The organism is Salmonella sp. NW722, assembly GCF_051702785.1.
Lineage (GTDB): Bacteria > Pseudomonadota > Gammaproteobacteria > Enterobacterales > Enterobacteriaceae > Salmonella > Salmonella enterica.
Map to the genome: position 1 here is coordinate 36,898 of NZ_JAMMIN010000008.1, position 12,085 is coordinate 48,982.

The 12,085-nt window shown below is 43.8% G+C and carries 9 protein-coding genes and 5 pseudogenes; 4 read left to right on the top strand and 10 right to left on the bottom strand.

Annotated features, from left to right (window positions below):
* Nucleotides 1–22 precede the first annotated feature (22 nt).
* Genes alsE through NA330_RS18755 form a run of 8 tightly spaced genes read right to left on the bottom strand, consistent with a single transcriptional unit; the run spans nucleotide 23 to nucleotide 6,015 of the window.
* Nucleotides 23–703 (bottom strand): D-allulose 6-phosphate 3-epimerase, encoded by a 681-nt coding sequence (gene alsE / locus NA330_RS18720; RefSeq protein WP_001651305.1) that lies wholly within the window; start codon nucleotides 701–703, stop codon nucleotides 23–25.
* A 1-nt stretch (nucleotide 704) separates the two neighbouring features.
* Nucleotides 705–1,751: a galactitol-1-phosphate 5-dehydrogenase gene (locus NA330_RS18725; RefSeq protein WP_000869375.1), complete on the bottom strand. Its 1,047-nt coding sequence runs from the start codon at nucleotides 1,749–1,751 to the stop codon at nucleotides 705–707.
* 28 nt (nucleotides 1,752–1,779) lie between these two features.
* Entirely contained in the window at nucleotides 1,780–2,343 is a 564-nt protein-coding gene (locus NA330_RS18730; RefSeq protein WP_000201885.1) for an SIS domain-containing protein, read from the bottom strand.
* Nucleotides 2,344–3,384 (bottom strand): galactitol-1-phosphate 5-dehydrogenase, encoded by a 1,041-nt coding sequence (locus NA330_RS18735; protein ID WP_000866540.1) that lies wholly within the window; start codon nucleotides 3,382–3,384, stop codon nucleotides 2,344–2,346.
* A gap of 53 nt (nucleotides 3,385–3,437) precedes the next feature.
* Nucleotides 3,438–4,310, bottom strand: coding sequence for a PTS system mannose/fructose/sorbose family transporter subunit IID (locus tag NA330_RS18740; protein ID WP_000257248.1), 873 nt, complete (start codon nucleotides 4,308–4,310; stop codon nucleotides 3,438–3,440).
* Nucleotides 4,311–4,323: 13 nt separating this feature from the next.
* Nucleotides 4,324–5,073 carry a PTS mannose/fructose/sorbose/N-acetylgalactosamine transporter subunit IIC gene (locus NA330_RS18745; RefSeq protein ID WP_001747728.1) on the bottom strand — a complete coding sequence of 250 codons (750 nt, stop codon included), beginning with the start codon at nucleotides 5,071–5,073 and terminating at the stop codon, nucleotides 4,324–4,326.
* Between the two features lie 52 nt (nucleotides 5,074–5,125).
* Entirely contained in the window at nucleotides 5,126–5,608 is a 483-nt protein-coding gene (locus NA330_RS18750) for a PTS system mannose/fructose/N-acetylgalactosamine-transporter subunit IIB (protein ID WP_000108907.1), read from the bottom strand.
* A gap of 17 nt (nucleotides 5,609–5,625) precedes the next feature.
* Nucleotides 5,626–6,015 (bottom strand): PTS sugar transporter subunit IIA, encoded by a 390-nt coding sequence (locus tag NA330_RS18755; RefSeq protein WP_001639590.1) that lies wholly within the window; start codon nucleotides 6,013–6,015, stop codon nucleotides 5,626–5,628.
* A gap of 372 nt (nucleotides 6,016–6,387) precedes the next feature.
* Between NA330_RS18755 and NA330_RS18760 the strand changes: the two are divergent.
* From NA330_RS18760 to NA330_RS18770, 3 genes and pseudogenes are all read left to right on the top strand, one after another.
* Nucleotides 6,388–6,822, top strand: a pseudogene (locus NA330_RS18760) (integrase core domain-containing protein); the annotation flags it as partial.
* Nucleotides 6,823–7,401: 579 nt separating this feature from the next.
* On the top strand, nucleotides 7,402–8,154 hold the full coding sequence (locus NA330_RS18765; RefSeq protein WP_000842429.1) for a non-specific acid phosphatase: 753 nt from the start codon (nucleotides 7,402–7,404) through the stop codon (nucleotides 8,152–8,154).
* A 142-nt stretch (nucleotides 8,155–8,296) separates the two neighbouring features.
* A pseudogene (locus tag NA330_RS18770) lies at nucleotides 8,297–9,342 on the top strand (IS256 family transposase).
* An 88-nt stretch (nucleotides 9,343–9,430) separates the two neighbouring features.
* Here NA330_RS18770 and NA330_RS18775 read toward each other — a convergent pair.
* Together NA330_RS18775 and NA330_RS18780 are read right to left on the bottom strand one after the other, a co-directional pair.
* Nucleotides 9,431–10,363, bottom strand: a pseudogene (locus NA330_RS18775) (DUF1202 family protein); the annotation flags it as partial.
* Nucleotides 10,364–10,769: 406 nt separating this feature from the next.
* Nucleotides 10,770–11,654 (bottom strand): annotated as a pseudogene (locus NA330_RS18780) (IS3 family transposase).
* 116 nt (nucleotides 11,655–11,770) lie between these two features.
* Between NA330_RS18780 and NA330_RS18785 the strand changes: the two are divergent.
* A pseudogene (locus NA330_RS18785) lies at nucleotides 11,771–11,993 on the top strand (hypothetical protein).
* Nucleotides 11,994–12,085: the final 92 nt, after the last annotated feature.

The window sequence follows — 12,085 nt, forward strand, 5'->3', positions numbered from 1 at the left end:
GATGCCAACGCCTGTTAGAGTCTTATGCCAGCGCTTCTGCCAGATCTCGTTGCATAATCTGCCAGGCTTCACCAATATCTTCTGAGTGACCGAAAAGACCACTGGAACCGACAATCAGCACATCAGCCCCGGCTTCCACTAATGCACTATAGGTGTTTTTATTACAAGAGCCATCAACTTCAATTAAAAATTCCAGTTGATGCTGCTGCCGATATTCTGCAAAGGCAGCAATCTTTTTCAGCATTGCGGATATAAATGCTTGTCCGGCAAAACCCGGATCCACCGTCATAATAGTCACTTTATCCACACGATCCAGATATAACGTAACGATGTCGAGTTGGGTTTCCGGGTTTACAACTAGTCCACATTTCATTCCCGCTGAGCGAATATTGTCAATCAGACGGAATGCCTGCCCATTTGCCGTTTCAGCATGAAAGCTCACCATGGATGCGCCGGCGTCGGCCAGGGTACTGATATAATCTTGCGGGTTAGTCACCATGAGATGGCAATCAATGGGGGCGCTTGCCACCCGCTTCATCTGCGATACAAAAAACGGTGACAGTGTCAAATTTGGAACATAGTGACCATCCATAATATCGACATGGAAATAACCGATTTTATCGTTCAGAAAACTAACTTGCTCTTCAAGCCGTAATAAATCCATGCACATTAGCGAGGGGGCGATTAAAGGGGACTTCATCATATTACTCCTTTGTAACCATCATACCTTTACAGGTAAAACCACGACGATGGTGGAATGTGTCAAAAAGATCTATAACGCTGTCGATTTCTACCTGATGAGAAATTAAGTCATTGACCTGTAATTTCCCTGAACTAATCGCAGCGGCTGCATCAGCCCATTCGTCGTGCGGCATTTGTTTATAAACTGAGTTATAAACACTGGCGATAACCGCTTCTTTACGCATTACTTTGTCATATACTTCACGTGGAATTTGCATATCACCATGCGGATTGCCCATCAGCATCACTTTGCCGTAAACACGACAGGCTAACAGCGCCTGGGTTAATCCGGCGCATGAACCACTTCCTTCAATCGTGACATGCGCACCAAAACCATCAGTCTCTTTCAACACCCACTCAACCGCATCCTCTTCAGTGGCGAGGCACACATGTTCGAATCCCAGTTCGCGGCAGAACTCGACTTTTTTCGGATTCACATCAATCAGCATGACTTTTTGCGCACCGTAAATCGTCGCCCAACGCGCTGCCATTAGCCCTATCGGACCTGCGCCAATAATGACGATACTGTCATTCAGATCCAGGTTAGCACGCCGTATGACATGCAAAGCAATGGTAGCCGGTTCAAGCATAGCCGCTGCGCTGTAGCTGACATGATCAGGGAATTCGACGAGATTAAATTCCGGAACCGTTAAATATTCACTAAAACCACCGTCACGACGGGAACCGTAAGAGCTGTAGTTCAGGCAGCGAGGATAGTGGTGCTGCTGGCAAAACTCGCACGTCATGCACGGTACAATTGGGAATACGGCCATCCGCTTGCCAATCAATGCAGGATCGCCGCCCAAACCAACCGCCTCAACCCGACCGGCGAACTCATGCCCCAGTACGCGCGGAAAACTCAGCGTGCCTGTTTGATACGCCCTTGGCACATCCGAACCACACAACCCGGAAGCCATCACTTTCAGCAACACCTCACCCGCTTGAGGGACTGGCATGTTACGTTCCTGTAACTCGAGGTGACCAATGGCCGTCAATGCAACTACTTTCATTCTGCTTCTCCTCCGTTTTCAACGGCGATTATTCAAGGTTTGCATGATTAAGCTTCACATTAGCCAGCGATAATTGCTTGATAGCCATAATTTCAAGACAAACAAGATCGCCAAACAGGACCAAAGATTGTTCAAATAGCGTGGTCATAGGTTGAATCGAAATATATTCCCCTGTTCCACCTTTTGAGCCACAGTGAAAATCGACAATAACGTCCGCAAGCTGAGCAATTGAACTTGTCGGGCTGGAAGTCAGATGAACAATTTTTGCATCATAGCGTTTAGCGCAGGCAGTAATATGCTTTGGAAAGATTGATTCACCAGACCCCGAGCCCACTACCAAAATATCTTTAGGTCCAATAGGGGGTTCATTAACTGCCCCAACGACACAGGCGTTGATGCCCAGATGGTTAAGACGCTTGACGGTCATTTCAAGTGCGAGTAAAACGCGCCCTACGCCGACAAAGAAAACTTTTTCAGCCTGCAATAGTGTCGAAATATATTCATCAATTTGCCGTTCATCAATTCTGCTCAGAACCATTGAGAGTTCTTTTTCGATTATTCCGACATTTTCACGATAATTTTTCGTTGCCATTTACATCACCATCATTCCCTTACAAAAGGGGACTTTACTGTCGCGAATAAGATTAAATAAGGCAGACAACTCTTCCATCGGAACGGCATGGGTGATCAGATCGCTCACTTTTAGCTTGCCGGACTGAATAGCCGCAGCAGCATCTTTCCACTCATCATGTGGCCGTTGTGAATAAATAGAGTTAAAGACGCCCATAATCTGCGCTTCTTTACGCATAAATTTATCGTAGATTTCGCGCGGAATATTGACGTCAGTGTGTGGGTTCCCCAGCATCAATACTTTGCCAAATACCCGACAGGACATCAGAGAGTTAATGAATCCCGAGGAGGAACCACTGCCCTCAATACAGACATCAGCACCATAACCTTCTGTCTGTTGCATCACCCACTCGACAGGATCTGTCTGGCTTGCGTCGCAGATATCTGTGAATCCCAGGGCGCGACAAAACTCTATTTTCTTCTGGTCAATATCAACCAGCAATACTTTCTTAGCACCATAGATCGCCGCCCAGCGTGCAATCATAATCCCGATGGGCCCCATGCCATAAATCACGACGCTATCATTAAGATCCAGATGTGCGCGACGCATTACATGTAAACCAACAACAGCCGGTTCGAGCATAGCGGCTTCACGTAAATCTGCATCATCATCAAGCAATACCAGGTTAAATTCAGGCACGCTGAGGTATTCGCTAAACCCACCATCCTGACGTGAGCCAAAATAGCTGTAATGTGTACATTTCGCATAGTAACGCTCTTTACAAAATGCACATTCATTACAAGGAATAAGTGGGAAAATAGCAGTTTTACGACCGACCAGATCCTCTTTAACCCCTTCGCCGACTGCCACAATATGACCAGAAAATTCGTGTCCCAAAACAATAGGATAATGATAAGGACCATTGACAAATGCTCTTGGAATATCAGATCCACAGATACCTGCCGCACCTATTTTAACTAAAACCTCTCCAGCTCGTGGCGTAGGAATAGCTCTTTCCTGCAACTCGAATTTACCGAGTTCAGTTAATGATAACACTTTCATACTTTTTTCCTCGGAGACTAGTGCCCGCAGGCACTAGTATTAGTAGTAATCAATTATTTTGTAACAGGCACTGCCAGTATCCCCAGATAAGAGGAGATAATACCGACAATAAAGATAACCGCGATTACAGTATTAGGCTTCATTTTTCTATTTACCATTTTCAGGATACCTAGCGTTATCAATAATGGAATCAGCGATGGCAGCAATGTATTTAAAATATCCTGGAAGACTACCGTAACTCCGTTTAAGTTAATTGAGGCCGGAGTGATAATATTAACTCTGGATGCCGCCATACCACCAACCACCATCAGACCAATGAGTCCAAATGCGTCGGTTAATTTATCCATTAATCCTTTTTTCAGAATATCAAGGATAACGGTACGACCTTTACTGTATCCCAGAAAGAACATATTCAGGCTACAGAATATCATGATGAATTTATAGAAAACTTCAAACAGTATCGGACCCGCTATATTTCCCTGTATAGCAAGATTACAGGCAATGGCCGCCAGAATGGAATATACGATTGCTTGCAGAGTATCACCAATACCGGCTACCGGCCCCATTAAGCCTGAGCGTAGTGACGTAATGGCCTCTGGTGGTAGCTGGGCACCATTGGCCCGTTGTTCTTCCATTGCAACTGAAACACCGGTGATCACATGACCACAAAATGAAGGCTCGGTATTAAAAAAGTTAAGATACTTTTTTAACTCTTGTACTTGCCTGGCTTTGTCATTTGGATACAGTTTACGGATAACCGGCACCATGGCGCTGGTTTGTCCAAGAGCCTGTAAACGTTCATAGTTATAACAGGTTTCGGATGAATAGTTTAAAGCCCATGTTTTAAGCAACTCTTTACGGGTAAGCGTAGAGGTATTTGGAGTTTCGTTGGGCTGAGATTCATTTAGAGTCTGATATGTTGCCATTTTAATTTCTCCCTTATCCCTTCGTTGCAGAAACTTTTTGTTCAGCATTGATGTTCATAATCACCGCAGCGATAACCGCAAATACAGCAATTGCCATGATTCCCAGATTCAGATATGCAACCAGGAAGAAACCAAGAAAGAAGAATGGCATCAGACGTTTTTTACCGAGGAAAGAGACCAGCATTGCAATACCCAGCGCTGGCATAATACCGCCGATAACCTCAAATGCATTAACCAGGCTCTGCGGAATCATCGTCAGCATGTTCTTCATAAAATCCGCGCCAAAATAGACCATGCAGAATGCAGGAATACCGACCAGCACCATATTTACAAAAAAGGATGGGATATAGTTCATCATCCGCATACCGGTAATATTGCCGCGATCCAGCATCGCTTCTGCTTTGTGAACCCACAGGGCGTTAAAACTCATCGATGCCTGAAAAGTCAGGATCCCCAGCAGAGAAAATGGGACGGCAAATACCACTGCGGTTGAAGGCGCGGCACCACTTAAAATGGTCATCGCCGTACCAAAAACCGATGCTACCGGCAGGTTACCGGGCATCGTACCGCCCACTGTCATCCACCCGAGGTAGGCAAGGTTAATGTAGGCCGCGGCTTTCATCCCCTCGATAGGGGAACCAAGTGCAAGTGCGACAAGAAAACCCGATATAATTGGATAAAGCCACGAACGAGTCAGCAAATGGCTAACCCACCAATTGCTGAGAATAGCAATGAGGGCGACTAAAATAGCTGAGAGAAGCATAATATATTATCCTTTATATTTGTAGAGTATATTTGCGTTATTATGATCGTACTTATAAGTAAGGTATTAGCTCCATTGGGGCATCGCTGGGCAATACCTTTATATTAATTGGTACTCCTAACTGATTGATTTCTCTAAATGCCGCACGTTCAACGTCTGACGCTGCCAGATTACGATATAGTCGAGAGCGCTTTTCATTTACACCCATGCCACCAACGATTAATTCTTCAAAATTAACACCGCCTTGTAGTAGTGCCAGTACCGGAATCGGACTTTTTACAAGAATAATAATTTTGTCATCTTCGCCATCGTCTTTAACATTACTCAGCACGTCGATTGCCTGGGCAACATTAAAAATGTTCAGTGTCATATGGTTGGGTACAGCCATTTCCAGTACAGAAATCATAAAATCATCATGGACGAGCTCATCATCAATAATAATAATTTTAGTTGCATTGATATGTTTTACCCAGCCAGTCATTACCTGGCCGTGAATTAATCTGTCATCAATGCGAAGTAAGGATACAGTAGACATTTTCTGGCCTCTTGGTTTTACAATGGTTTAATTGAAGATTGTCCCACGGTGATGGCAATATCCACGAGGTGATCAAGCGATGTAGACTCCTGACGTTCAAGGAAAATATTAACAAGCATAGGAATATTTACACCTGCGACAACCCTGGTGTTTTTTCGTTGCTTAACAAAGTAAGTAGATGCATTAAACGGACTCCCTGAGAACATATCTACCACAAACAAAACTGGCATATCCCCGGGAACGGCATCCACCACACGTTTCATTTTTAAAATAAGACCTTCAACATTTTCTCCGGGCATAAAATCAAGCGTCCTAACGTCTTCATAACGCCCTACCAGCATTGCGACTGTTTCAATCAATTCGTTTGCCAGCTTTCCATGAGTTGCCACAATTACCGTACAATCCATTCTAATGCCCTCTTTATCTGTCTCTACTTTACCTGACTCATTTAATTGATGGTCTATGGCAAAAGATACTGCTACACGCTGTTCAGCATTATGCGTGCCAACTTTTTTATTTTTATATTTATCATATAGATACGAGTTAGTGTTTCACTGTGTATTTTGTGTATCACTTGGCTAGATGACAGTGTTTCGACAGTTTTGTATCACCTCATAACTGATTTGGTTGATAACAATAACGAAGAATCCTTTTAGGGTCAGAGAGTAGCGGGTCGTGGTGACATTTTTGCTGAAGGCTTACCGTATCAGCGTCGGCGGGGATGCGGGCTGCTGATGCAGAGCAGAACCGTTTACCAGTGGCAGAGCCGGCGTGATGATCGGGCGCTAACTGTAGTGGATAATTTTAGTCGGGAATGCCTGGCGAGCCATGCCGGAAAATCGTTAAAAGGCGAGGATGTGGTCAGAATAATGGAGGCACTGCGGGTGTCGGATAAGCGGGTGCCGGTACGAATCCAGACGATTAACAGCAGCGAGTTTATCTCAAAAAGTCTGGATAAATGGGCGTATGAACACGGCGTCACAATGGACTTCTCGCGCCCCGGAAAGCCGACAGATAACCCGTTTATTGAATCATTTAACGGCAGTCTGCGGGATGAATGCCTGAACATTCACTGGTTCCTGTCACTGGAAGATGCGCAGGAAAAACCCGACAACTGGCGCAGGGAATACAATCATGAGAGAACGCATTCATCATTAAATGACATGACTCCGGCTGAATTTATCCGAAGTCTCCGGAAAGACGAAGATCTCTGATTTAGCACTGTACTGATTTTGGGCCAGGGTCAAAAGCTTACTTAGCTACAGGGAGATTATTATCAGTAATAACGCGTATCACTCCATCTGACGGTTCGCTAGCCTCGACAAGTGAATCCAATATTTCCGCCATGAACTTTTCCATCACTGACAACAATAATCCCTTCGCCAATTTTGGCATTTTTTCTTTTTCGGTTTCTTTATTCTTAAATATTGTTTACGACTCTTGTTCATAATCATGAATTAATACTCAGCACATCATGACTGGTGGTAGTTGTCGGGGTAACAGGGCACATAGCTTAAAATACTTATTCATAGTTTGTTATTACGTAAACATTTTAACCTAATGCGTGTCAGTCAGGCACGCAGATAAAAAACAACCGGGGAGAAAAGTTAAACAAAATGCTGTTAGCCGGAAGTACCAGTATTGTTCTGTTGTCCGTTGCAGTCAGTCCGGTATGGACAGACGATAATGCCAGTACAGCGTCCTGCTTTTTTACCTGTATGTTGAATAACCATTGCAATAAATCATTATAGGATTACATCTGTTTATTATTGCCTGATCCGGAGTGAGTCTTTATGAAAAGTCGTTATTTAGTATTTTTTCTACCACTGATCGTAGCTAAATATACATCAGCAGAAACAGTGCAACCCTTTCATTCTCCTGAAGAATCAGTGAACAGTCAGTTCTACTTACCACCACCGCCAGGTAATGATGATCCGGCTTTCCGCTATGATAAGGAGGCTTATTTTAAGGGCTATGCGATAAAGGGTTCCCCACGATGGAAACAAGCTGCTGAGGATGCAGATGTAAGCGTGGAAAATATAGCCAGAATATTCTCGCCAGTAGTGGGTGCTAAAATTAATCCCAAAGATACGCCAGAAACCTGGAATATGTTACAGAATCTTCTGGAAATGGGCGGCTACTACGCTACTGCTTCGGCAAAAAAATATTATATGCGTACTCGTCCCTTTGTCTTATTTAATCATTCTACCTGCCGTCCTGAAGATGAGGATACTTTGAGAAAAGATGGCTCTTACCCTTCCGGGCATACTGCTTATGGTACACTTCTGGCATTAGTATTATCCCAGGCCAGACCGGAACGCGCGCAGGAGCTCGCCAGACGAGGATGGGAGTTCGGGCAAAGCAGAGTGATATGCGGTGCTCACTGGCAAAGCGATGTTGATGCTGGCCGTTATGTGGGAGCAGTAGAGTTTGCAAGGCTGCAAACAATCCCGGCTTTTCAGAAGTCACTGGCAAAAGTCCGTGAGGAGCTGAACGACAAAAATAATTTATTGAGTAAAGAAGAACGCCCCGAACTTAATTACTGAAGGTGAAAGTCTTCCCGCAAACTGGCCACAGCAAATGAAAGGAAGTGCAACTGCGTAGGGACGACCGGGCGTGAGACTGTAATTAAAATTGTGTAATTGCCTGTTTTTGATATGTTCACTCCAACAACAGAGACAGGCAATTATGGACGAAAAGAAACTTAAAGCCCTTGCGGCTGAAGTGGCTGAAGGCCTTAAAACCGAAGCCGATCTCCATGCTTTTTCCCGCATGTTGACGAAGCTTACCGTCGAAACAGTGCTCAATGCGGAGCTGGCTGACCACCCCGGGTATGAGAAAAATGCGCCCAAAACAGGCTCAAACACCCGCAATGACTACTCGTCAAAAACGGTGTTATGCAATAACAGCGAGATCGAACTGAACACGCCGCGTGACCGTGAAAATACCTTCGAACCACAGCTGATTAAGAAGCACCAGACGCGCATTACGCAGATGGACAGCCAGATTTTATCCCTCTGCGCCAAAGGCATGACTACCCGCGAAATCGTTGCCACCTTCAAAGAAATGTACGACTCCGATGTGTCGCCCACGCTGATATCTAAAGTCACCGACGCCGTAAAAGAGCAGGTCACTGAGTGGCAAAACCGACAAATGGATACGCTGTATCCCTTTGTTTATATGGACTGTATGTTGTCAAAGTTCATCAGAATGGCAGTGTGATAAACAAAGCAGTTTTCCCTGCGCTGGGGATCAATACCGAAGGTCAGAAAGCGTTGCCGGCATGTGGCTGTCCGGAAATGAAGGCACAAAGTTCTGGCTAAGCGTGCTGACGGAGCTGAAAAAGCGGGGCCTTCAGGACATCCTGATTGCTTGTGTGGACGGTCTGAAGGGCTTCCCGGATGCGATAAACAGCGTCTTCCCGAAATATCCGCAAATCAGCAAAAGCTGGCGTGCGCACTGGGAAAACCTCAATACGCTCTTCAGTTATCCGCCGGATATCCGCAAGACCATCTACCATCTACACTACAAACGCAGTCGAATCCCTGAACAGCGTGATCCGTGCCACGATTAAGAAACGCAAAGTGTTCCCGACGGATGACTCGGTACGAAAAGTTATTTATCTGGCAATCAAGGATGCATCAAAAAAATGGAGTATGCCGATCCAGAACTGGCGACTGGCGATGGGCCGCTTTATTATCGAATTCGGTGACCGCCTGAGCAATCACCTTTAATATATTGGCAGTTATATAGAATTACTGACAGGCTCAAAAAAAGAGACCAGATTTCAGTCTCTTTTTTATCACTCATAATAATAGTCAGTTATTTTCTTTTATTTAGCTCTTCCATAAAATTTACCCAATTTTTATATTGATAATCAAGATTGCGAATCTCGTCTGAGATGGTTGATTGCTGCTGTATGAGACCACGTTTCTTTGCTATCAACTCTTGTAAACCATCATCGAGCACCTTCATTTTCGCTTTTATCTTCTCATTAATTTCATTATATTTTACGGAGTATTCTTCTTTATGTTTTTCTAATACAGCACGTTTCTCCGCCCTTATGTCATCAAAATCACTCAACCTGTAATTCTTTAATTTTTCCCGGCGAGCCTTCATTGCTGGGTCGAAAACTTCAGTATTGTACTTCTTCTCAAAATAATAAGGAGCATTTTCTTTATTAAAGAGTTCCAGCTCTTTATTCAAATCACGCTGAACAAAATAACGGCTTTGTGTTTTTCCATCTTCCCCTTTCCCCCAATACTCATCGATTTCTTTATTAATAACTAATATATTAGTTTTAATTTTTGCGATATCATTATTTAATTCGTTTAGTTTTGATTTCTTCCTGGCATATTCATCTTTAATTGCATTTATTTTATCATCAAAACCTGCTCCATCCATGATGATATATTTACCGTCAGTTTCAACATTAGGAATTGGATTGCCTTTTGGTGTTTCTGACATTTGTAATGAAGAAAATATTGTTTTCCATCCAGTATCTTTATTACCAAGACTGTTCAAAGTTGCTGAGAATTTAATATCTTTGCCTTTATCCCACGATTTTTGAACAACAATATAATCAGTTAACGAGGCAACTGGCGTATACAGATCGTAGCCAGTAGAAAGTAAGCCATCAGCAGCATATGTTCTCTTATTTCCATCAACCGATGTTTCCTTGATATCAATTGAATCAAGGATAAGACGCCCATGAAATTGATTACTAAATTGTTCTTTCAAGACTTTCTCTGTAGGGGTGTTATCGTCACCGCATCAGCTAATTAATAGCGAAACCAATAAACCACACAAAAATTTTCCATTCATAACATTCATCCCAGAAATTAATAATATGCAATAAAATCATTTCAGCATCACACAACGAGTTAGCAAATTCAATATTTAATGATGTGTTATTTTCATTATAATACTGTGTCTTTATTTTTAAACCACCAGGACTCGCTATCTTAATGAAAGACAATACCTCTAATAAATCAGATAGTTGGAAAGTAATTTTTTAATGGGCTGGCTGAAGCCATTAAAATGATTTTTTCAATCATCCTTACTGTAGCCGGAGGTAAAGCTGTTACTTCAACTGACGATGAAGAACAACAGGCAGACTACAGAAATGGACTGATCCTACCCGCGTAATATGGACACAACCCTAAGCAAGGTTCTGGTTTTCAAATTGTTCCGGACTGAGACTGCCACAGGCACTGTGACGACGCCATTGATTGTAATCACACTCGATATCATTAAACACTGCTGTCCGCATTATTTCCCAGCTGGCAAAGTCCTCTCCGTGGATACGTTCCACCTTCAGCGTGTGAAAGAAGCTTTCTGCACAGGCATTGTCATAACAACAGCCTCTGGCGCTCATACTCCCCCGCAGATTATGTCGTTTCAGTAAGCTCTGCTAATCCGTTGAATAGTACTGACCACCTCTGTCTGTATGCACGCTGACTTTTCCCAGTCGTTTACGCCGCCATTGCACCATCTGTAACGCATCTCAGGCTGGCCGCCACGGTTTTTATGTTATACATCCGTCAGGCGTGGCGCACCATAGCGCTGTTTGCGTCACTGAATGCCTCCCGGACGACGTTATCACAGACAAGGCGGAACTGCTGACGCTGGTTTATCTGATGACGACGCTGATGCCAGACGTACCAGCCACTACGGGCAACCTGAAGTACACGGCACATGGCTTTGATACTGAATTCAGCCTGATGTTTTTCGATGAAGACATACTTCATTTCAGGCGCTTCGCGAAGTATGTCGCGGCCTTCTGGAGAATGGCCAGTTCCTCATCCCCTTCTGCCAGTGGACGTTTTAGATGGGCGATCTCTGCGGGCATCGCCTGTTCGCGGTCAGAAGAAGAGAGCTGATTTTGCTGTTTGCTTCGTCAGTTATAGAGTTGTGATTCATACAGGTTAAGCTCGCGGACGGTAGCGGCCACCCCAATGCGTTCAGCCAGTTTCAGGGCTTCCTGACGAAATTCAGGCGTGTGCTGCTTGCGTGGCTTTTTGGTGGTTGATGCTGGTTTTTTCATATGAGTCACCTCTTGCTTGAGAGTTTACTCACTTAGTCACGTGACCACTATTGCTGGGTAAGATCAAAGATCCTCAATAACGTGTTACACCGTTTTTCATAAAGCCAACCATACGATTGAATGCTTCCCCTCCCCCTCAAACTTCCGGATATCGCTACACCGTCTATCCGCCGCAGTATATATTTACCGCGTTGTATGCCTTTCCTGGCCGAGAGCGTTAATATTTACCTCCAGGATAAACCTTATCACAAATTAACATCAGATCTTATACCTTATGCTAACTACCTCCATGAAATTAAAGAGCTATTCTCTAAAAGATTAAAGGCAATTATTACTTAATTCAAATTTTAAAGAGATAATTTGATAATAACATGAGCCAATTCTTGTAAATTTCCATCTTTTTTTTATACGCGACATAGTTTTTTAACGAT

What these genes read in the sequence shown, in the direction of transcription:
- alsE (WP_001651305.1), bottom strand. Translation starts at nt 703, where the DNA reads ATGATGAAGTCCCCTTTAATCGCCCCCTCGCTAATGTGCATGGATTTA.
- NA330_RS18725 (WP_000869375.1), bottom strand. Translation starts at nt 1,751, where the DNA reads ATGAAAGTAGTTGCATTGACGGCCATTGGTCACCTCGAGTTACAGGAA.
- NA330_RS18730 (WP_000201885.1), bottom strand. Translation starts at nt 2,343, where the DNA reads ATGGCAACGAAAAATTATCGTGAAAATGTCGGAATAATCGAAAAAGAA.
- NA330_RS18735 (WP_000866540.1), bottom strand. Translation starts at nt 3,384, where the DNA reads ATGAAAGTGTTATCATTAACTGAACTCGGTAAATTCGAGTTGCAGGAA.
- NA330_RS18740 (WP_000257248.1), bottom strand. Translation starts at nt 4,310, where the DNA reads ATGGCAACATATCAGACTCTAAATGAATCTCAGCCCAACGAAACTCCA.
- NA330_RS18745 (WP_001747728.1), bottom strand. Translation starts at nt 5,073, where the DNA reads ATGCTTCTCTCAGCTATTTTAGTCGCCCTCATTGCTATTCTCAGCAAT.
- NA330_RS18750 (WP_000108907.1), bottom strand. Translation starts at nt 5,608, where the DNA reads ATGTCTACTGTATCCTTACTTCGCATTGATGACAGATTAATTCACGGC.
- NA330_RS18755 (WP_001639590.1), bottom strand. Translation starts at nt 6,015, where the DNA reads ATGGATTGTACGGTAATTGTGGCAACTCATGGAAAGCTGGCAAACGAA.
- NA330_RS18765 (WP_000842429.1), top strand. Translation starts at nt 7,402, where the DNA reads ATGAAAAGTCGTTATTTAGTATTTTTTCTACCACTGATCGTAGCTAAA.